Origin of the sequence: Streptomyces sp. enrichment culture (assembly GCF_964272895.1) — a bacterium.
GTDB lineage: Bacteria > Actinomycetota > Actinomycetes > Streptomycetales > Streptomycetaceae > Streptomyces.
In genome coordinates, this window is sequence record NZ_OZ186832.1 from 2,754,173 (window position 1) to 2,774,686 (window position 20,514).

Here is a 20,514-nt window from a genome sequence, read left to right on the forward strand (position 1 = left end):
TACTGCTTGTCATACGACTCTACTGGGGAGTCGGGACCGGGGCGGACTCGGGCTCGGGGGCCCGGCCGGCGAGCCGCTCGCGCCAGGCGGCCAGGACGGCGGCGTCGGTCGCCGGGGTGGCGAGGGAGACGGCGACGTAGGCGGCGAGGGAGGCGAGCAGGCCGTAGTAGACGGGTTCGTCGGCGAGGATGCCCTTCCACGCCATCAGGGCGATCACGGCGACCCCGCCGACACCGACCGAGGCCAGCGCGCCCTGGGCGGTGCCGCGCTTCCACAGCAGGCCGCCGAGGATGGGCACGAGCAGGCCGCCGACCAGGAGGTTGTAGGCGACCGTCAGGGCCTCGACGACGTTGTTCAGCGCGATCGCGGTGAGGATGACGGCCACGCCCATGATCAGGATGAAGGCGCGGTTGCCCTTGACCTCGTCGTGCTCCTCGCCGGAGGGCTTCATCACCCCGCGCAGCCGCGACCAGATGTCGTTGTTGGCGACGGTCGCGCAGGCGATCAGGGCGCCGGAGGAGGTCGACATCACCGCGGCCAGGGCGGCGGCGAGCACGAGGCCGCGCACGCCCATGGGGAGCTCGTCCTTGACGATGGTGGCGAAGGCGTCGTCGGCGGAGGCGAGGTTCGGGTACAGCACCTTGGCCGCCGTGCCGATGACGGCGCCCGCCACGGCGTAGGCCAGGCAGTAGGTGCCGGCGACCGTGCCGCCCCACTTGGCCGTGCGGTCGCTGCGGGCGGTGAACACGCGCTGCCAGATGTCCTGGCCGATGAGCATGCCGAACGTGTAGATCAGCACGTAGGTGAAGATCGTCTCGCCGCCGATGCCCAGCGGGTCGAAGTACTCGGTGGGCAGCTGGGCCTTCATCTCGCTGAAGCCGCCCGCCTTGACGACGGCGATGGGCAGCAGCAGGAGCAGCACGCCGATGGTCTTCACCACGAACTGCACCATGTCGGTGAGGGTGATCGACCACATGCCGCCGAGCGTGGAGTAGGCGACGACGATCGAGCCGCCGAGGACGATCGCGAGGGTGCGGTTGATGTCGAGGAGGACGTCGAAGATCGTGGCGTAGGCGATGGTCGAGGTGACCGCGAGCATCAGGGTGTACGCCCACATGACCACGCCGGAGATGACGCCCGCCCTGCCGCCGTACCTGAGATCCAGCATCTCGGAGACGGTGTAGACCTTCAGGCGGGCGATGCGCGCGGAGAAGAAGACCGACAGGGCGAGGAGGCCGAGCCCGATGGTGATCACCATCCAGGCGCCGGAGAGGCCGTACTGGTAGCCGAGGCCCACGCCGCCGATGGTGGACGCGCCGCCGAGGACGATCGCCGCCATGGTGCCGGAGTACATGGCCGGGCCGAGCCTGCGGCCCGCGACCAGGAACTCGCTCTTGGAGCGCGCGCGGCGCATGCCCCACCAGCCCATGGCCAGCATGCCGGCCAGATAGACGACGATCACGGTGTAGTCGACGGCCATGTGGGGCCCTCCTTCGCGCACTCTCGGTGGCGTGTCGTGCAGGGATGGGGAGTGAGTGCGGCGGCTTCACGCGGGGACATCCGCCCGTACCCGCGGCCGCCTGGTCCCGAACGACAGTAGGTGGCCGGAAAGCGACTGCGAAGTGTACGTTTCATCCATCTTCGCCGAGCGGGATGGAGGAAACGCACACCATGCCGGAACCGGCCTTTCCCCCCACGCCTCCGGTGCCGCTCGCGTCCCTCCTGGCCCGTGAGGATCTGGGGCTGCGCCAGATCGCGGGGCCGTCGGACCCGGGCCTTGTGATCCATGGGGCGCACACCTCGGAGATGGCCGACCCCTACCCGTACCTGCTGGGCGGTGAGCTGCTGCTGACGGCGGGCGTGCACATCCCGGAGGCGGCCGGGTCGGGCACCTACTTCGAGGACTATGTGTCCCGGATCGTCGCCGCGGGCGGCGCGGCCCTCGGCTTCGGGCTCGCGCCCGTGCACGACACCGTCCCGCGCGCCCTGGTCGCCGCCTGTGAGGCGTACGGGCTGCCGCTGCTGGAGGTGCCGCCGCAGACCACGTTCTCCGGCATCGCGCGGGCCGTGTGGCAGCTGATGGCGCAGGCCCGGATGGCCGAGCTGCGGCGGGTGACCGAGGCCCAGCAGGCCCTGGCCACGGCCGCCGCCCGGCCGGACGCCGTCCCCTCGGTGCTGCGGCAGCTGGCCCAGCGGGTGGGCGGCCGGGCGGTGCTGTACGGGCCCGAGGGCGCCGAGATCGCGGGCGCCGGGCGGATGCCCGGAGCGGACGGGGCGCTCGCCGAGCTGACGCGGGCGCTGGTGGTACGGGGGTCCGCGTCCGCCAGTGACACCGTCGCCGGGGTGTACCTCGCCGCCTACGCCCTCGGGGCCGGGCCCGGTTTCGTACTGGCGGTGGCGGCGCCCCGCCGCGACCCCGCCGATCACGCCGTGGCGTCGGTCGCGGCGGTGCTGCTGTCGCTGCTGACCGGCGAGCAGCAGAGCGGTTCCGGCGCGGCCCGGTCCTCGGCGCTGGTGCGGCTGCTGCTGGGCGCGGCGCCCGGCGAGGTGGCGGGGCTGCTCGGGGCGGGGCCCTGGCGGGTGGTGCACGCCCGGCCGGACGGGTCCGCCGTGCCCGACGCGGTGGCGGCGTCGGGGCTCGGGGCGGCGCTGGGCTCGGCGCTGGTGGACGTGGCGGAGGGGGTCGTACGGGTGCTGGTGCCGGGCGGCGCGGAGGTCGGGCCGCAGACCGGGTGGACGCTGGGCGTCAGCGCCGCCGTGGAGCCGTCCGCGTGGCCGGCCGCCGACGCCCAGGCCGCCCGCGCCCTGGCCCGCGCCCGCGCCACCCGCGCGCCCCTGGTCCGGCACGGCGCCCGCGCCTCGCTCGCCGACCTGCTGCCGCCGGACGAGGCCGCGGCGCACGCCCGCTCGCTGCTCGGCCCGCTCCTGGACAGCCCGGCGCTGCGCGAGACCCTGCGCACCTGGCTGTCGCTGCACGGCAGTTGGGACCGCACCGCGGTCGCCCTCGCCGTGCACCGCAACACCGTGCGGCAGCGCGTCGCGCGCTGTGCGGCCCTGCTGGACGCGGACCTGGACGACCCGGACGTGCGCATGGAGCTGTGGTTCGCCCTGCGGCGCGCGGAGTGACGTGACGCACGTCCCAGCGGACGGGACGGCCAGGACCGGCGAGGAGGTCTGCCTCACAATGGGAACCATGCCGATATCCGGGACACCCAGCCGCGCCGAGCTCGTCGAACACCTCGTCAGAACGCGTATCGCGGGCGACGTCGCCACCCCCCGCGAGAACAACCTCTCCCACTACCGCCAGCTCGCCAACGGCAACCGCAACTACTGGCTGGGCCTGGAGCTGGGCGACCGCTGGACCGACGAACAGGACGTGCTCGCGGTGATGGCGGAGCGCTGCGGGGTCAGCGACGACCCGGAGCACCGGTACGGGCAGGACACCATCGACCCGGAGCTGACGGTCGCCGCGCTGGAGCGGCTGGCGGCACGGCTGCGCAAGGCGGCCGACGGCGGGCAGCGGGTGCTGTTCGCCACCGGTCACCCCGGCGGCCTGCTCGACGTGCACCGCGCGACCGCGGCCGCCCTGCGCGCCGCCGGGTGCGAGATCGTCGTCATCCCGGACGGGCTGCAGACCGACGAGGGCTATGTGATGCAGTTCGCGGACGTGGCGGTCCTGGAGCACGGCGCCACCCTCTGGCACACCCACTCGGGCGAGCCGATGCGGGCCATCCTCACCGGCCTGGAGCGCGACGGCCGCCCCTTGCCCGACCTCGTGGTCGCCGACCACGGCTGGGCGGGCTACGCGGGCCAGCACGGCGTCGACTCGGCCGGCTACGCCGACTGCAACGACCCGGCCCTCTTCCTCGCCGAGGCCGAGGGGACCGTCCAGGTGACGGTCCCGCTCGACGACCATGTGGTCAGCCCCCGCTACTACGACCCGCTGACGGCGTATCTGCTGTCGGAGGCGGGGCTGGTCTAGGAGGTGCCGGGGTCACCGGGTCCGGGAGCGGAACTCGGCGCGGTGGGCGGTGGCCCAGTCGCGAAAGGTGCGCGGCGGGGTGCCGGTGATCTTCTCCACGGTCGGGTGGACCTGTGACTCGTCGAGGGTGCCGTCGGCGTAGAAGGAGAAGAACGCCCGGATGTACGGCTCCGGCACCCCCGAGGCCGCCATCGCGGCCCGCCCCTCCTCGTCGGACAGGGCGTGGAAGCGCAGGTCCCGGCCGAGCACCTCGCCGAGCACGGCCAGCCGCTCGGCCGGCAGCAGCGGCTCGGGGCCGCTGAGCGGGTGGATCCGCTCCTCGTGGCCGGGGTCGAGCAGCGCGCGCAGCGCCACGGCCGCGATGTCGTACGGATCGACGGCGGCGACCGGCACCGTGCCGAAGGCGTCCCTGACGGTGTCGCCGGCGCGCAGCTGCGGCAGCCAGCGCAGCGCGTTGGACATGAAGGCGTTCGGCCGCAGGAACGTCCAGGCCAGCCCGGACTCACGGACCGCGGTCTCCGAGCGGATCATGTACTCGGAGACGGCGTTGCGGGTGTCCTTCGCGACGACCGACGTCCCCGACAGCAGGACCACGCGCTCGACGCCCGCCTGCCGGATCCGGGCGAGCAGGCCGGGCATGTCCTGGTAGCCGGGTAACAGGAACACACCGCGTACGCCGTCTAGGGCGGGGCCCATCGACTCCGGGTGGTTCAGGTCGCCGACGACGCGTTCGGCCGGCAGATCGGTGGGGCGGCGCACCAGCGCGCGCACGGGCTGCCCGGCGCGGGCGAGGGCGTGCACGAGTTCGGTGCCGACGTTTCCGGTGGCTCCGGTGACGAGGATCATCGCAGGGTCCTCCCGAAGTGCGCGGCGACGGCGTCCACGGCGACCGTCACCTGGGGTTCTCGGTCGTAGAAGTCGAACTGGGTGCCCTCGGTCCACAGGATCTCCCCCGGCCCGGCCAGCCCGGCGTGGAAGCGGCGGGCGCCCTCGGGGACGGCGGCGTCCTCGCTGTGCACCAGCAGGGCCGGCCGGTCGATGCGCGGGGCCAGGGCGATCGCGTCGTAGGTGAGCCAGCCGGGCCAGGACATCACGGCGAACCGGTTGGGCCAGGCGGGGATGCCGCCGCGCTCCGGATCGAGGTAGAAGTCGATGTCGTACGGCATGGCGGCGCGCTCGTCGCCGCCGGAGACGACCGGCACGTAGTCGACCTCGCCGGTCTCCTCGTAGCGGGCGCGGGCCTCGGCGCCGGCCTTGATCCGGGCGGCCACCCCCTCCTCGCCGCCGTAGACGCCCGCGCAGATCGCGGCGTCGTGCAGCCAGGGTGCGACCAGGGCCAGCGAGCGGATCCGGGGGTCCTGGGCGGTCGCGTCGGACATGTACATCGCCGCGGCGCAGATGCCGAGGGCGCCGAGCCGGTCGCCGTCGACGGCGGGGTGCCCGGCGAGGAAGGCGAGGGCGTGGCGGATGTCGCGGACCTTGAGGGCGGGGTCCTCCACGTCCCTGGGCTCGCCCCCGGACTCGCCGAAGCCGGTGAAGTCGAAGGAGAGAGCCGCGTATCCGTGCGCGGCCAGCCGCTCGGCGTAGCGGTCGGCCATCATCTCCTTGACGCTGGTCCAGGTGCCGGCGACGACGACCGCGGGGGCCGGGCGGGTGCCCTCGGGCAGGAAGAGGTTGCCCTTGAGGGTGACGCCCTCGCCGGCGAAGGCGGTCTTCTCCTTGCGCGTCATGCGTACTCCAGAGTCGCTTAGGTGATCAGTCCGTCGGTGATGTCGCAGTGGTGGCGGGCGCGGAAGCCGTCGCCGGTGCCGCCGGGGCGGAAGGGGACCGGCGGGGTCGTGCCGCCGGGGCGGAAGGGGACCGGGTCGTGCCGCCGGGGCGCGGGGTCTGCTCCAGGACGGTGGGGATCCCGCCGACGACCCCGTCCGCGGCCCACCGGCGGATCGCGCCCCGGCCGCCGATCTCCCGGCCCACGTCGGCGACCAGGCCCTCGGGTGCGAAGGCGGCTGCGGGTCTCCTCATCGCCGGCCGTCGCTCCAGACGGCCGTCATCACCACACTCGTGATGCGCCAGCCGCCGTCGGCGCGTACCAGCTCGAAGCGGTAGGTGCCGCCGAGCGTCCACCGGCCGCCGTCGGGCCTGAGGTGGGTGGCGACGAAGGCCGCGGTGCACACCGCGCGGTCCGCGTCGAGGGTGACCAGCTGGTTGCCGAGCAGGTGGTGGGTGGCGGTGTAGCCGCCGAGGCCGGCCCGCCAGCCCTCGACGATCCGTGCCGGGGTGAGGGTGACGGGCTCACCGCCGTCGAGGCTGGTGTAGTCCAGGGTCACCTTGTCGGCGAACACCCCGGCCAGCGCGTCCCACTCCCGTCGGTCGGTGTGCCAGGCCATGCGGGTGCAGGTGTCGATCACGTCCAGTCGGTCCATGCGGATCATCCTGTCCGGGGCCGTGGACCGGCGGGAGGGGAAGAAGCTGCACGGTGCGGGTGCAGGATGCTGCACAGCCGCCGGGTCTACAGCCAGCCACGCTCCTTGGCCCGCAGGGCGGCCTGGAAGCGGGTGGTGGCGCCGAGCCGGGACATGAGGTCGGCGACATGGGAGCGGAACTTGCGGACGGAGACGTTCACCGACCGCGCCGCGGCCTCGTCGGTGTCGTGGCGGGTCAGGGCGTGCAGCACCTGCTGTTCGATGGGGTTGAGGGGCAGGTCGTCCAGGTCGCGGGCGCGGGACCACATGCTGTCGAAGACGTCGGACAGGATGGCGACCAGGCCGGGCTGGCGGATCTGCAGGGCGCCGGGCTCGGGGCCGCTGGGGTCGGCCTGGACGAAGGCGACGGCACGGTTGACGACGGCCAGGTGGCGGGTCGGCTCGGTGGTGACGCGGTGCAGGTCGCCGCGGCTGTGGCAGCGCCGGGCATAGGCCAGCTGGGCCGGGTCCCGCAGGGCCTGGGCGGAGAACAGGGTGCGGCTGCTCAGGCCGCGGGCCAGCAGATGGGCGAGCGGACCGTCGCCGTCGGAGGAGCGGGGGTCGTGGGCGGCGCGGCTCTTGAGGTAGGCCAGCTCGCCGGGTTCGTCGGTCAGCAGCGCGCGCATCCGGCGGGTGACGGTCTCCCCGTCGGGCAGATGCTCGACCATCTGCACCCGCCGGCCGGTGCGGTGCTCCTCGGACAGCTCGGTCAGGACGTCCCAGGCGACGGCCAGCTCGGTGAACTGCCGCTGCACCTGGGCCAGTCGCCGCCGCACCAGCACATCGACGGCGGCCGCGGGCGCGACCGCGGTCAGGTCGTCGTTGACCAGGCCGAGCGCGCTCAGCCCGGCGAGCAGCGGCCGCACGTCGTCCAGGCCGAGGTCGGCCGCGGCGGTGTCGGCCGCGGTGCGCGGGTTGCGTAAGAGATAGCGGTACAGGCGTTCCTGTGCGGCGGTCAGCCCCAGCCCTGCCAGGCTCATCGTCCCCCCTGGTCGATCGGCCCTCCCCCGGGCGATACGGGAACGGTAGATCGGCTCTGCGGCGGAACCAAGGGTTACGCGTCCCGGTCGCGGGGGACGCGCACCACGCCCTCCTGGATGACCGACACGGCGAGACGGCCGTCCTGGGTGTAGATGCGGGCCTGGCCGAGGCCGCGGCCGCCGTGCGCCGAGGGGGACTCCTGGTCGTAGAGCAGCCATTCGTCGGCGCGGAAGGGCCGGTGGAACCACATGGCGTGGTCCAGGGAGGCGCCGACGACGTCACCGACGGCCCAGCCGCCGCGGCCGTGCGCGAGCAGCACCGAGTCCAGCAGGGTCATGTCGGAGACGTAGGTGGCGAGGACGACGTGCAGCAGGGGGTCGTCGGCGAGTTTGCCGTTGGTGCGGAACCAGACCTGCGAGTGGGGTTCGCGCGGCTCGCCGTACTGCCCGTAGGGCGGCTCGTCGACATAGCGCAGGTCGATGGCCTCGCGGGCGGCGAGGAAGTGCTCGACGACACGCGGGTCGAGGTGCGCGTAGCCGCGCAGCCGGTCGCTGGAGGTGGGCAGCGTCGCCGGGTCGGGCGCGGGCGGCATGGGGGCCTGGTGGTCGAGGCCCTCCTCGTACGTCTGGAAGGACGCGGAGAGGGCGAAGATCGGCCTGCCGTGCTGGACGGCGACCACCCGGCGGGTGGTGAAGGAGCGGCCGTCGCGGATGCGTTCGACGTTGTAGACGATGGGCGCGCCCGGATCGCCGATGCGCAGGAAGTACGCGTGGAGCGAGTGGGCGGGGCGGTCGGCGGGGACCGTGCGCCCGGCGGCGACCAGCGCCTGCGCGGCGACCTGCCCGCCGAAGACCCGGGGGACGACGGCGGAGCGGGACTGGCCGCGGAAGATGTTCTCCTCGATCTGCTCCAGGTCGAGCAGATCGAGGAGATCCTGGAGTGCCTGGCTCACCCGTGTCCTTACAGGCCCATGTCCTTGGCGATGATCGTCTTCATGATCTCGCTGGTGCCGCCGTAGATGCGGTTGACGCGGTTGTCGGCGTACAGGCGGGCGATCGGGTACTCGTTCATGTAGCCGTAGCCGCCGTGCAGCTGGAGGCAGCGGTCGATGACGCGGTGCGCGACCTCGGTGCAGAACAGCTTGGCGGAGGCGGCCTCGGCGGGGGTGAGCTCGCCGGCGTCCAGGGCCTCGGTCGCGCGGTCGGCGACGGCCTCGGCGGCGTCGACCTCGGCCTGGCAGGCGGCCAGCTCGAACTTGGTGTTCTGGAAGTGGGCGACCGGCTTGCCGAAGACGGTGCGCTCCTGCACGTACTGCTTGGCGAACCGGACGGCGGCCTTGGCCTGCGCGTAGGCGCCGAAGGCGATGCCCCAGCGCTCGGAGGCCAGGTTGTGGCCGAGGTAGGAGAAGCCCTTGTTCTCCTCGCCCAGCAGGTCCTCGACGGGCACCTTGACGTCGACGAACGCCAGCTCGGCGGTGTCGGAGGTGCGCAGGCCCAGCTTGTCCAGCTTGCGGCCGATGGAGTAGCCCTCGGACTTGGTGTCGACGGCGAACAGCGAGATGCCGAAGCGGCGGTCGTCCTCGCGCGGGGCGGAGGTGCGGGCGCAGACGATGACCTTGTCGGCGTGGACGCCGCCGGTGATGAAGGTCTTGGCGCCGTTGAGGACGTAGTGCGTGCCGTCCTCGGAGAGCTTGGCGGTGGTCTTCATGCCCGCGAGGTCGGAGCCGGTGCCCGGCTCGGTCATCGCGATGGCCCACATCTCCTCGCCGGTGACGAACTTCGGCAGGTAGCGCTTCTTCTGCTCGTCCGTGGCCAGCATCTTGATGTAGGGCAGGGCGAGCAGCACGTGCACGCCGGAGCCGCCGAACTGGACGCCCGCGCGGGCGGTCTCCTCGTAGAGGACGGCCTCGAACTTGTGGCTCTCCATGCCGGCGCCGCCGTACTCCTCCGGCACGTTGATGCCGAAGACGCCCAGCTCGCCCAGCTTGTAGTAGAACTCGCGCGGCGCCTGGCCGGCGGCGAACCACTCGTCGTAGACGGGCACGACCTCGGCCTCGATGAAGGCGCGAAGGGTCTCCCGGAACGCCTCGTGATCCTCGTTGAACACCGTACGGCGCACGCCGCCACCTCCACGGTCACATGTCTAAGCGCTTGCTCACACCAACGTACCGGCGGGTAGGGAACGGCGTCCAGAGTGGATCGGCCGTAACGCTCGTCACTCGCCGGGCTTGCCGTACCGGCGGAACTCGGACGTCTCGACCGTCCACGGGCCGAACGGCACCCGGTCGCCGTAGATGTAGGCGTCCTTGCGGGTGTAGCGGCCCTTGCACGGCTCGGAATGAACTTCGATCGTGCCGGTGCGGGGGTCGACGATCAGATAGTGGGCGATGCCCATGGCCGGGTAGTCGGCGAGTTTGTCGACGTAGTCGTTGGTGGGATTGGACGGCGACACGATCTCGACGACCGCGAGCACCTGTGTGGCGTCGACAGCGAGGCCCTCCTCGTCGAGGACCGCCTCCGGAATGACGATCGCGTCCGGCAGGCGCATGCGGCCGATTGCGGGATGCTCGATCTCAGGGCCGCTGGCACAGATGTAGCCGGGGTGAGTATGGGCCAGCTGCTCGTCCAGCTGCCTGCAGATACGGCGGACCGTGCCCTCGTGACGCTTCGACGGGCACATCATGGCCAGTATCGGACCCGAGGGGCCGATCTCGACGCTCCAGGCGCCTTCCAGGCTCTCGGCGTAGGCCCCGAGCTCCTCGGCGATCGCGCGCATCTTGGCGTAATCCATGCCCATGGCCCCAGATTACTGAGCCGAAGACCCGCGGACCGGCGCATCGGCGCGGCTTGCGCCTCAGCCGCCCTGAACGCCCCCGGTCACCTCGACCGAGCGCTCCTGCCCGGCCACGGGCGGCCGCGCGCACTCAGGGGTGCGGGGAGCCGCGCGAACAGCCCACGGCCCGCCGCACCGCCCACGGCGAGACCGGCCCGCGGTCGCCGCAGATCTCGCCTCAGCCCTCCTCCGCCGCCCGGAACGCCCCCCGCGCCATCCGGTGCAGCAGTTCCGCGGTCACCCCCCGGCCGGGCAGCGTGCCGCCGCGGCCGAGGTGGGGGGTGGAGTTGAGGAGGCCGAAGACGGAGTGGACGGCCGAGCGGGCGGCGGCCTCGGCGAGGCCCGGATAGACCTCGCGGACGACCTCGACCCAGAGCTCGACGTACTGCCGCTGGAGCTGGCGGACCAGCTTGCGGTCGGTGTCGCGGAGGCGGTCCAGCTCGCGGTCGTGCAGGGTGATCAGAGGCCGGTCGTCGAGGGCGAAGTCGATGTGGCCCTCGATGAGGGAGTCGAGGAGCGCGGTCGCGGGCACCCCGTCCGCCTCGGCGACCCGCCGCTTGGCGCCGGTCAGCAGACGGCCGCTGATGCCGACCAGCAGTTCGGCGAGCATCGCGTCCTTGCCCGGGAAGTGGCGGTAGAGACCGGGGCCGCTGATGCCGACGGCGGCGCCTATCTCGTCCACGCCGACGCCGTGGAAGCCGCGCTCGGCGAAGAGTCGAGCGGCTTCCTTCAGGATCTGCTCGCGGCGGGTGGGGGCGTCGGTTCTGGTGGCCATGGAAGCAATTCTAGACAGGGAGGTTAGCGGTCGTTAACCTGAAGGGAGTGCGTTAACGCTCATTAACAGAGTGAGGGGACTCACAGGATGGATGAGGCACCGGAGCTCCACAGCGCGGTCGATCCCGCGTCGGAAGCCTTTCGGTCCAACGAGGAGGCCCACCGGGCGCTCGTCGAGGAGCTGCGCGGCAAGCTCGCCGCGGCCCGCCTCGGCGGCGGCGAGAAGGCACGGGCGCGCCACACCGCGCGCGGCAAGCTGCTGCCGCGCGACCGGGTGGACACCCTGCTCGACCCGGGCTCGCCCTTCCTCGAACTGGCTCCCCTGGCGGCCGACGGGCTCTACGACGGACAGGCCCCGGCGGCCGGTGTGATCGCCGGGATCGGCCGGGTCAGCGGCCGCGAGTGCGTGATCGTCGCCAACGACGCCACGGTCAAGGGCGGCACGTACTACCCGATGACCGTGAAGAAGCACCTCCGCGCCCAGGAGGTCGCCCTGGAGAACCGGCTCCCCTGTCTGTACCTGGTCGACTCCGGCGGCGCCTTCCTGCCGATGCAGGACGAGGTGTTCCCGGACCGCGAGCACTTCGGGCGGATCTTCTACAACCAGGCCCGGATGTCCGGCGCCGGCATCCCGCAGATCGCGGCGGTGCTGGGCTCGTGCACGGCCGGCGGCGCCTATGTGCCGGCGATGAGCGACGAGGCCGTGATCGTCCGCAACCAGGGCACGATCTTCCTCGGCGGCCCGCCCCTGGTGAAGGCCGCCACCGGCGAGGTCGTCACCGCCGAGGAGCTCGGCGGCGGCGAGGTGCACTCCCGTGTCTCCGGCGTCACCGACCACCTCGCGGAGGACGACGCGCACGCGCTGCGGATCGTGCGCAACATCGTCGCCACGCTCCCCGCGCGCGGGTCCCTGCCCTGGCAGGTGCGCCCCTCGGTGGAGCCGAAGGTCGACCCGTCCGGGCTGTACGGCGCGGTCCCGGTCGACTCCCGCACGCCCTACGACGCCCGCGAGATCATCGCCCGGATCGTCGACGGCTCCCGCTTCCAGGAGTTCAAGGCCGAGTTCGGGCAGACCCTGGTCACCGGCTTCGCCCGCATCCACGGCCACCCGGTCGGCATCGTCGCCAACAACGGCATCCTGTTCGCCGAGTCCGCCCAGAAGGGCGCCCACTTCATCGAGCTGTGCGACCAGCGCGGCATCCCGCTGCTGTTCCTGCAGAACATCTCCGGCTTCATGGTCGGCCGGGACTACGAGGCGGGCGGCATCGCCAAGCACGGCGCCAAGATGGTCACCGCCGTCGCCTGCACGCGCGTGCCGAAGCTGACCGTCGTCGTCGGCGGCTCGTACGGCGCCGGGAACTACTCCATGTGCGGCCGCGCCTACTCCCCCCGCTTCCTGTGGATGTGGCCCAACGCCAAGATCTCCGTCATGGGCGGCGAACAGGCCGCCTCGGTGCTCGCCACCGTCAAGCGGGACCAGATCGAGGCCCGCGGCGAGCAGTGGTCCCCGGAGGAGGAAGAGGCGTTCAAGGCACCGGTGCGTGAGCAGTACGAGCGCCAGGGGAACGCCTACTACGCGACCGCCCGCCTGTGGGACGACGGGGTCATCGACCCGATGGAGACCCGGCAGGTGCTGGGCCTGGCACTGACCGCCTGCGCGAACGCCCCGCTGGGTGACCCCCAGTTCGGCGTGTTCCGGATGTGAGGGGCTTTCTGACGATGTTCGACACCGTGCTCGTGGCCAACCGCGGCGAGATCGCCGTCCGTGTCATCCGCACCCTGCGGACGCTCGGCGTGCGCTCGGTGGCCGTCTTCTCCGACGCCGACGCCGACGCCCGCCATGTCCGCGAGGCCGACACCGCCGTACGCATCGGCCCCGCACCGGCCGCCGAGAGCTATCTGTCGATCGAGCGGCTGCTGGAGGCCGCCGCCCGCACCGGCGCCCAGGCCGTCCACCCCGGCTACGGCTTCCTCGCGGAGAACGCGGGCTTCGCGCGCGCGTGCGCCGAGGCCGGGCTGGTCTTCATCGGGCCGCCCGCCGAGGCCATCTCCCTGATGGGCGACAAGATCCGCGCCAAGGAGACCGTGCAGGCGGCCGGGGTGCCCGTGGTCCCCGGCGGCCGCGACCCCGACCTCGCCGAGGCCGCCCGCGAACTGGGCGCGCCCGTGCTGCTCAAGCCCAGCGCGGGCGGCGGCGGCAAGGGCATGCGCCTGGTGCGGGACCTCACCGTGCTGGAGGACGAGATCGCGGCCGCCCGCCGCGAGGCCCGCGCCTCCTTCGGCGACGACACCCTGCTGGTGGAGCGCTGGATCGACCGGCCCCGGCACATCGAGATCCAGGTCCTCGCCGACGGCCACGGCAAGGTGATCCACCTCGGCGAGCGCGAGTGCTCCCTCCAGCGCCGCCACCAGAAGATCATCGAGGAGGCGCCGAGCGTCCTGCTGGACGAGAAGACCCGCGCGGCCATGGGCGAGGCGGCCGTCCAGGCGGCCCGCTCCTGCGGCTACCGGGGCGCGGGCACGGTGGAGTTCATCGTGCCGGGCGGCGACCCGTCGTCGTACTACTTCATGGAGATGAACACCCGCCTCCAGGTGGAGCACCCGGTCACCGAGCTGATCACGGGCCTGGACCTGGTGGAGTGGCAGCTGCGGGTGGCCGCCGGCGAGCCGCTGGGCTTCACCCAGGAGGACATCCGCCTCACCGGGCACGCGATCGAGGCCCGCATCTGCGCCGAGGACCCCGCGCGCGGGTTCCTGCCCTCCGGCGGCCGGGTGCTGAAGCTGCGCGAACCCCAGGGCGACGGCGTCCGCACCGACTCCGGGCTCAGCGAGGGCACCGAGGTCGGCAGCCTGTACGACCCGATGCTGTCCAAGGTCATCGCCTACGGCCCCGACCGCGCGACGGCCCTGCGCAGGCTGCGGGCGGCGCTCGCGGAGACGGTCACGCTGGGCGTGCAGACCAACGCCGGGTTCCTGCGGCGCCTGCTGGCCCACCCGGACGTGGTCTCCGGCGACCTGGACACCGGCCTGGTGGCACGCGTGGTCGACGACCTGGTCACCACCGACGTACCCCCGGAGGTCTACGAGGCCGCGGCCGCCGTACGCCTGGACGCGCTGCGTCCGCGCGGGGACGGCTGGACGGACCCCTTCTCCCAGCCGACGGGCTGGCGTCTGGGCGGCACGCCCCGGCCGGTCGCCGTACCGCTGCGGGCGACGGGAGCCGAACCCGTCACCCATGAGGTGTCCGGCGCGCACACGGTCACCGCCGACGAGGTCTGCGTGACCCTCGACGGCGTCCGGCACACCTTCCACCGCGCCGCCGACTGGCTCGGCCGCGACGGCGACGCCTGGCAGGTGCGCGACCACGACCCGGTCGCCGCGTCCCTGAGCCGTGCCGCGCACGCGGGCAGCGACTCGCTGACCGCCCCCATGCCCGGCACCGTCACGGTGGTGAAGGTGGCCGTCGGCGACGAGGTGGCGGCCGGTCAGAGCCTGCTGGTGGTCGAGGCGATGAAGATGGAGCACGTCATCTCCGCCCCGCACGCCGGCACCGTCACCGAGCTGGACGTCTCGCCGGGCACCACGGTCGCCATGGACCAGGTGCTGGCCGTGATCGCCCCGCACGAGGAGGAGACGGAATGACCGCCGACGGGCTGCCCATGACCGTCCCGGCACCGGGCCTGCCCGCGCGGGTGCGGATCCACGAGGTGGGCGCGCGCGACGGCCTGCAGAACGAGAAGGCGACCGTACCGACCGAGGTCAAGGCGGAGTTCGTGCGCCGACTGGCCGAGGCGGGGCTGACGACCATCGAGGCCACGAGCTTCGTGCACCCCAAGTGGGTGCCCCAGCTCGCGGACGCCGAGCAGCTCTACCCGCTGGTCCGCGACCTTGAGGGCGTCGAGCTGCCCGTCCTGGTGCCCAACGACCGGGGCCTGGACCGCGCCCTGGCGCTCGGCGCCCGGCGGATCGCCGTGTTCGCCAGCGCCACCGAGTCGTTCGCCCGGGCCAACCTCAACCGCACGGTCGACGAGGCACTGGCCATGTTCGCTCCGGTGGTCAGCCGCGCCAAGGCGGAGGGCGGCCATGTGCGCGGCTATCTGTCCATGTGCTTCGGCGACCCCTGGGAGGGCCCGGTGCCCGCCCCCCAGGTCGTCCGCGCGTGCACGGCCCTGATGGACATGGGCTGCGACGAGCTGAGCCTCGGCGACACCATCGGGGTCGCCACCCCGGGCCAGGTCACCGCGCTGCTGACCGCGCTGAACGAGGCGGGCGTGGCCACGGACCGGATCGGCGTCCACTTCCACGACACCTACGGCCAGGCCCTCGCCAACACCTACGCGGCCCTCCAGCACGGCGTCACCACGGTCGACGCCTCCGCCGGGGGCCTCGGCGGCTGCCCCTACGCCAAGTCAGCCACCGGAAACCTCGCCACCGAAGACCTGGTGTGGATGCTGCAGGGCCTCGGCATCGACACCGGCGTGGACCTCGGCCGCCTCGTCGCCACCAGCGCGTGGATGGCCGACCGGCTGGGCCGGCCCAGCCCCTCCCGCACCGTACGAGCCCTGTCCCACAAGGACCCCCAGGAGCAGTGAATCGACATGGACTACCGTCTGACGCCCGAGCTGGAAGAACTGCGCCGCACGGTCGAGGAGTTCGCCCACGACGTGGTCGCCCCCAAGATCGGTGACTTCTACGAGCGGCACGAGTTCCCCTACGAGATCGTCCGCGAGATGGGCCGGATGGGCCTGTTCGGGCTGCCGTTCCCCGAGGAGTACGGCGGGATGGGCGGCGACTATCTCGCGCTGGGCATCGCCCTGGAGGAGCTGGCCCGGGTCGACTCCTCCGTCGCGATCACGCTGGAGGCGGGTGTCTCGCTGGGCGCGATGCCGATCCATCTGTTCGGCACCGAGGAGCAGAAGCGCGAGTGGCTGCCGCGGCTGTGCGCGGGCGAGATCCTGGGCGCGTTCGGGCTGACCGAGCCGGAGGGCGGCAGCGACGCCGGGGCGACCCGGACGACGGCACGTCTGGACCCGGAGACGAACGAGTGGGTCATCAACGGCTCGAAGTGCTTCATCACCAACTCCGGCACCGACATCACCGGTCTGGTCACGGTCACCGCGGTCACCGGCCGCAAGCCGGACGGCAGACCGCAGATCTCGGCGATCATCGTCCCCTCGGGCACTCCGGGCTTCACGGTCGCCGCGCCCTACTCGAAGGTCGGCTGGAACGCCTCGGACACCCGTGAGCTGTCCTTCGCCGACGTCCGGGTGCCGGCGGCCAACCTGCTGGGCGAGGAGGGCCGCGGCTACGCCCAGTTCCTGCGCATCCTCGACGAGGGCCGTATCGCCATCGCCGCGCTCGCCACGGGTCTGGCGCAGGGCTGTGTGGACGAGTCGGTGAAGTACGCCAAGGAGCGGCACGCCTTCGGCCGTCCCATCGGCGCCAACCAGGCCATCCAGTTCAAGATCGCCGACATGGAGATGAAGGCCCACACCGCCCGCCTCGCCTGGCGCGACGCGGCCGTCCGCCTGGTCTCGGGCGCCCCCTTCAAGAAGGAGGCCGCCCTCGCCAAGCTGTACTCCTCCACCATCGCCGTCGACAACGCCCGTGACGCCACGCAGATCCACGGCGGCTACGGCTTCATGAACGAGTACCCGGTGGCCCGTATGTGGCGCGACTCCAAGATCCTGGAGATCGGGGAGGGCACCAGCGAGGTCCAGCGCATGCTGATCGCCCGCGAGTTGGGGCTGGCCGGCTAAAGGGCGGCGGGGCGAATCGACGCCCCCAAGTCCGCACATTCAGGGACATCGGGAGATGGGTCTCCCGATGTCCCTCCCCCAGGATTTCCCTCAGCAGGAATTCCAATTCCCGCGCCGATCAAGGGTTGTTAGGATCTTCGCGCTCACGCGGCGGGAAATTCCGGACGCCGCTCCGTCATCCCTGTTCTGACAGCACAGGAGATCGCCATGCGTTTGAGCCGAAGGATCGCCGCCCTGGGCGTGACCGCCGCCGCCACCGGGGGCCTGATGTTCGCCACCGCCCCGCAGTCGCACGCCTCCGCCGGGACCTACTGCCCCGACCAGGAGCAGTACTGCATGATCTTCTACTACAACAGCGGCTACTCGGGCTCGAAGACCGTCTTCAGAGGCTTCGACCACTACAGCCTGAACGGCTACACGTTCCTGACCAGTGGCGCCGGCCAGGGGCAGCCCGTGAAGAACAACGCCGCCTCGGCGTCGAACCTGGCGCGGTACAACCTGGTCATCTACTACAACAGCAACCTCTCGGGCGCGTGCGACTCCCTGCCCCCGATCAGCAGCGCGTACCGGCTGGTGAACACGTACAACGAGAACGCCTCGTTCGGCTACGGCCGTTACGACGGCAACTGCTACAAGTTCTGAGCCGCATGCGACGCCTGGCACCTGTCTGCCTGGCCCTGGCCGCCGCCCTGCTCGGCTGTTCCTCCGGGAGCGGATCGGGCGAGGGCGGCGGGCCAGCCGGGGCGGCGAACTCCCCTGCCGCGTCCGTCGGTTCGACGGCGGAGCCGCGGGTCGATTACACCGCCCGGCTGCCCATCGCCCGGTACAGCTACACCGACGCCGAGTCCGCCGCGATCGACGCCGCCCAGCAGATCCTGACGCGGCGCTGCCTGCGCACCTTCGGCATCTCCTACGAGCCGCCGGAGCCGGAGCCCATGACCGACCCGCCCGCCGACCGCCGGTACGGGCTGTCGAGCGAGCGTGAGGCGGCCGCCCTCGGCTACCACCCCGACCTCGGCCCGCCACAGCCCGGCCCCGACCTTCCCGACGACGCCCTGCGGGTGTTCTACGGAAACCGCGGGGCCGATCCGAGCGGCGGCGAGCACATCACGTACCACGGCAAAGCGGTTCCGCCCGACGGCTGTTTCGGCCAGGCGGTCCACCGTCTTTCCCGGAAGTACGACGACCCGGCCGGCGCGGAGACCGCCCGCCGTATCGCCACCGGGAGCCACGAGGATTCCCTCACCCACCCGGCAGTGAAGAACGCATTCCGGAAATGGTCCGCCTGTATGCGGACCGCCGGATTCCCCTATGCCACCCCGCTGGAACCGCTGAACAATCCCGCATTCCGGGGAGAGAAGGTCTCCACGGAGGAAAAACGCACCGCGCTCGCGGATGTGCGCTGCAAGAAGAAGACCGGACTGCTCGACATCTGGTTCCAGGCCGAATCGGCCCTCCAGCGCGCGGAGATACGCAGGAACGCCGAATCCCTGGAGAACCTGCGCACGGCCCACGCCAGGAAGGTGGAGGCGGCCCGCCGCATCGTCAGGGAGGGCTAGAGGGCGCCCTGCGGCGGCAGACCGGTTCGCACAGGATGGCGGTGATCACACCGACCCACCCCTGGACACAGGCTGAGGTTAGGCTAACCTACCTTCGATCTGTCCGGCGGGCCCTCCGCCCTGTTCGAAAGCAGCCAGCCATGTCCCATGCCCGTGCCACCCACCTCACTCGCCGCGGCATCCTCGCCGCCGGCGGCGCCCTCGGCCTCGGTGCCGTTCTCGCGGCCTGCGGCGACGACGACGCGAAAAGCGGTGGTACGGACACCAAGGGCGCGGGCAAGCCGTCGGGCCCCTGGACGTTCAAGGACGACCGCGGCACGACCGTGAAGCTGGACAAGGTCCCGACGAACATCGTCGCCTTCACCGGCGTCGCCGCCGCCCTCCACGACTACGGCATCTCGGTCAAGGGCGTCTTCGGCCCGACCAAGACGCAGGACGGCAAGCCGGACGTCCAGGCCGGCGACATGGACATCACCAAGGTGAAGATCCTCGGCAACGTCTGGGGCCAGTTCAACGTCGAGCAGTACGCGGCCCTCGCCCCCGAGGTCCTCATCACCACCACCTTCGACTCCGCCGGCACCCTCTGGTACGTCCCCGAGGAGTCCGCGGACAAGATCGCCAAGCTCGCCCCGAGCGTGGCCATCTCCGCGTACGACCGCAAGCTGGACGTCTCCCTCGCGCGCATGCTGGAGCTCGCCAAGTCGCTCGGCGCCGATGTGACGGCGGCCAAGGTGACCGACGCGAAGAAGCGGTTCGAGGACGCCTCCGCGCGGCTGCGTGCCGCCGCCAAGGCCAAGCCGAACATCAAGGTGATGGCCGGTTCCGCCAGCCAGGACCTGTTCTACGTCTCCGGCTCCAACCTGTCCCTGGACCTGGAGTACTTCAAGGCCCTCGGCGTGAACTTCGTCGAGCCGTCGGAGAAGGCGAAGGCGGTCGGCGGCGGCTGGTACGAGTCGCTCAGCTGGGAGAACGTCGACAAATACGGCGCGGACATCATCATGATGGACGACCGGTCCTCGACGATTCAGCCCGCCGACATCACCGAGGGCACCTGGAAGAAGCTGCCCGCGGTGAAGGCGGGGCAGGTCATCGCCCGTTCGCCCGAGCCGATCCTGTCGTACGACAAGTGCGTGAAGCTGGTCGAGGACCTGGCCGTGGCGCTGGAGAAGGCGAAGAAGGTCGCCTGAGCCCGAGTCGCTTCCCGTCGCGGGGAACTGCGGGCCGGTTGTGGCCGGTCGCGCAGTTCCCCGCGCCCCTGGGTCAGTCGCCCCGCCCCCTGGCAAAGAGATCTGGAGCCTTCATGGCCACGTCCGACGCCCTCGCCTTCCGCTTCTTCTCCCTTCACGTCGTACGGACGACGCGGCTCGGCCCGTCCCTCGTCCGCGTCACCTTCGCCGGGGACGACCTCGCGCACTTCCACTCCGACGGGCGCGACCAGTCGCTGTCGCTCTTCATCCCGGCCGAGGGGCGGACCGAGCCCGGCGTCCCCGTCGAGGCGGGCGAGAACTGGTACGCGGCCTGGCGTGAACAGCCCGACGAGGAACGGGCGGTGATGCGCTCGTACACCCTGCGGAACCTGCGGCGGGAGCCCGACGAGATCGACATCGACTTCGTGCTGCACGGCGTCGAGCCGGACGCGGCCGTGCCGGCAGGACCCGCCTCGCGGTGGGCCGCGAAGGCGGCGCCCGGTGACAAGGTCCAGCTGATCGGCCCGGCCGTCGCCGACAACCGGGCCATCCGGTTCCGGCCCCCCGCGGGAACCGACCTCGTGCTGATGTGGGGCGACGAGACGGCCCTGCCCGCCCTGCTGGCCAGCCTGGAGACGCTGCCGGCCGGGACGCCGGTGCGCGCGTGGATCGAGGTCTCGGACGCCGGGGACATCCAGGACGTCGAGACCGAGGCCGACGCGGAGGTGACCTGGCTGGTGCACGACCAGACCGGCACCGAGGGGTCCCCCATGGCCCTCGGCGCGATCAGGGAGGCCGGACTGCCGCCCGCCGAGAAGCCGTACGTGTGGCTGGCGGGCGAGTCCGGCGCCATGAAGGAGCTGCGCCGGCACTTCGTGGGCGAGCGCGGCATCGACCGCCGGCAGGTCACGTTCGTGGGCTATTGGCGGCGCGGGCTGACCGAGGAGCAGCTGCGCGAGCAGCCCGAGGACTGAACTG

20 protein-coding genes are annotated in these 20,514 nt (G+C 72.0%); 10 read left to right on the forward strand and 10 right to left on the reverse strand.

The window, feature by feature from the left end:
* Positions 1-19: 19 nt before the first annotated feature.
* Positions 20-1,480 (reverse strand): sodium:solute symporter, encoded by a 1,461-nt coding sequence (locus ACSU6M_RS12445; RefSeq protein WP_437069568.1) that lies wholly within the window; start codon positions 1,478-1,480, stop codon positions 20-22.
* Positions 1,481-1,671: 191 nt separating this feature from the next.
* Between ACSU6M_RS12445 and ACSU6M_RS12450 the strand changes: the two genes are divergently transcribed.
* Both ACSU6M_RS12450 and ACSU6M_RS12455 read left to right on the forward strand, forming a co-directional pair.
* Complete coding sequence (locus ACSU6M_RS12450) at positions 1,672-3,126, forward strand: helix-turn-helix domain-containing protein (protein WP_437069570.1); 1,455 nt, start codon at positions 1,672-1,674, stop codon at positions 3,124-3,126.
* Positions 3,127-3,193: 67 nt separating this feature from the next.
* Entirely contained in the window at positions 3,194-3,982 is a 789-nt protein-coding gene (locus ACSU6M_RS12455) for a phosphatase (protein ID WP_437069572.1), read from the forward strand.
* A 12-nt stretch (positions 3,983-3,994) separates the two neighbouring features.
* On the opposite strand, the gene ACSU6M_RS12460 is transcribed toward ACSU6M_RS12455, so the two are convergent.
* The 9 genes from ACSU6M_RS12460 to ACSU6M_RS12500 form a co-directional block, all read right to left on the reverse strand.
* Positions 3,995-4,828, reverse strand: a complete 834-nt coding sequence (locus ACSU6M_RS12460) for an NAD(P)H-binding protein (RefSeq protein ID WP_437069573.1) — start codon at positions 4,826-4,828, stop codon at positions 3,995-3,997.
* Entirely contained in the window at positions 4,825-5,712 is an 888-nt protein-coding gene (locus ACSU6M_RS12465) for an alpha/beta hydrolase (protein ID WP_437069575.1), read from the reverse strand. Before ACSU6M_RS12465 ends, ACSU6M_RS12460 begins: the two co-directional genes overlap by 4 nt.
* 25 nt (positions 5,713-5,737) lie before the next feature.
* Positions 5,738-6,004 carry a hypothetical protein gene (locus ACSU6M_RS12470; RefSeq protein ID WP_437069577.1) on the reverse strand — a complete coding sequence of 89 codons (267 nt, stop codon included), beginning with the start codon at positions 6,002-6,004 and terminating at the stop codon, positions 5,738-5,740.
* A complete protein-coding gene (locus tag ACSU6M_RS12475; RefSeq protein ID WP_437069579.1) occupies positions 6,001-6,405 on the reverse strand; it encodes a nuclear transport factor 2 family protein in 405 nt (134 codons plus the stop codon). Before ACSU6M_RS12475 ends, ACSU6M_RS12470 begins: the two co-directional genes overlap by 4 nt.
* Before the next feature lie 86 nt (positions 6,406-6,491).
* Positions 6,492-7,424, reverse strand: a complete 933-nt coding sequence (locus ACSU6M_RS12480) for a hypothetical protein (RefSeq protein ID WP_437069581.1) — start codon at positions 7,422-7,424, stop codon at positions 6,492-6,494.
* A gap of 74 nt (positions 7,425-7,498) precedes the next feature.
* Positions 7,499-8,377, reverse strand: a complete 879-nt coding sequence (tesB, locus tag ACSU6M_RS12485; RefSeq protein WP_437069583.1) for an acyl-CoA thioesterase II — start codon at positions 8,375-8,377, stop codon at positions 7,499-7,501.
* An 8-nt stretch (positions 8,378-8,385) separates the two neighbouring features.
* Positions 8,386-9,543, reverse strand: a complete 1,158-nt coding sequence (locus ACSU6M_RS12490; protein WP_437069585.1) for an acyl-CoA dehydrogenase family protein — start codon at positions 9,541-9,543, stop codon at positions 8,386-8,388.
* Positions 9,544-9,639: 96 nt separating this feature from the next.
* Positions 9,640-10,215, reverse strand: a complete 576-nt coding sequence (locus ACSU6M_RS12495; RefSeq protein ID WP_437075112.1) for a Uma2 family endonuclease — start codon at positions 10,213-10,215, stop codon at positions 9,640-9,642.
* A 220-nt stretch (positions 10,216-10,435) separates the two neighbouring features.
* Positions 10,436-11,032 carry an SACE_7040 family transcriptional regulator gene (locus ACSU6M_RS12500; protein ID WP_437069587.1) on the reverse strand — a complete coding sequence of 199 codons (597 nt, stop codon included), beginning with the start codon at positions 11,030-11,032 and terminating at the stop codon, positions 10,436-10,438.
* Between the two features lie 87 nt (positions 11,033-11,119).
* Between ACSU6M_RS12500 and ACSU6M_RS12505 the strand changes: the two genes are divergently transcribed.
* The 8 genes from ACSU6M_RS12505 (at position 11,120) to ACSU6M_RS12540 (ending at position 20,510) form a co-directional block, all read left to right on the forward strand.
* Complete coding sequence (locus tag ACSU6M_RS12505) at positions 11,120-12,736, forward strand: carboxyl transferase domain-containing protein (protein ID WP_437069588.1); 1,617 nt, start codon at positions 11,120-11,122, stop codon at positions 12,734-12,736.
* Positions 12,737-12,750: 14 nt separating this feature from the next.
* Positions 12,751-14,673, forward strand: coding sequence for a biotin carboxylase N-terminal domain-containing protein (locus ACSU6M_RS12510; RefSeq protein ID WP_437069590.1), 1,923 nt, complete (start codon positions 12,751-12,753; stop codon positions 14,671-14,673).
* Positions 14,670-15,623, forward strand: coding sequence for a hydroxymethylglutaryl-CoA lyase (locus ACSU6M_RS12515; protein WP_437069591.1), 954 nt, complete (start codon positions 14,670-14,672; stop codon positions 15,621-15,623). The genes ACSU6M_RS12510 and ACSU6M_RS12515 overlap by 4 nt, the downstream gene beginning before the upstream one ends.
* 6 nt (positions 15,624-15,629) lie before the next feature.
* Positions 15,630-16,790 (forward strand): acyl-CoA dehydrogenase family protein, encoded by a 1,161-nt coding sequence (locus ACSU6M_RS12520; protein ID WP_437069593.1) that lies wholly within the window; start codon positions 15,630-15,632, stop codon positions 16,788-16,790.
* Positions 16,791-16,997: 207 nt separating this feature from the next.
* Positions 16,998-17,432 (forward strand): peptidase inhibitor family I36 protein, encoded by a 435-nt coding sequence (locus tag ACSU6M_RS12525; RefSeq protein WP_437069595.1) that lies wholly within the window; start codon positions 16,998-17,000, stop codon positions 17,430-17,432.
* A 5-nt stretch (positions 17,433-17,437) separates the two neighbouring features.
* Positions 17,438-18,349, forward strand: coding sequence for a hypothetical protein (locus tag ACSU6M_RS12530; protein WP_437069597.1), 912 nt, complete (start codon positions 17,438-17,440; stop codon positions 18,347-18,349).
* Between the two features lie 140 nt (positions 18,350-18,489).
* Positions 18,490-19,536 (forward strand): ABC transporter substrate-binding protein, encoded by a 1,047-nt coding sequence (locus tag ACSU6M_RS12535; protein ID WP_437069599.1) that lies wholly within the window; start codon positions 18,490-18,492, stop codon positions 19,534-19,536.
* A gap of 113 nt (positions 19,537-19,649) precedes the next feature.
* Positions 19,650-20,510, forward strand: coding sequence for a siderophore-interacting protein (locus tag ACSU6M_RS12540; protein ID WP_437069601.1), 861 nt, complete (start codon positions 19,650-19,652; stop codon positions 20,508-20,510).
* Positions 20,511-20,514 lie beyond the last annotated feature (4 nt).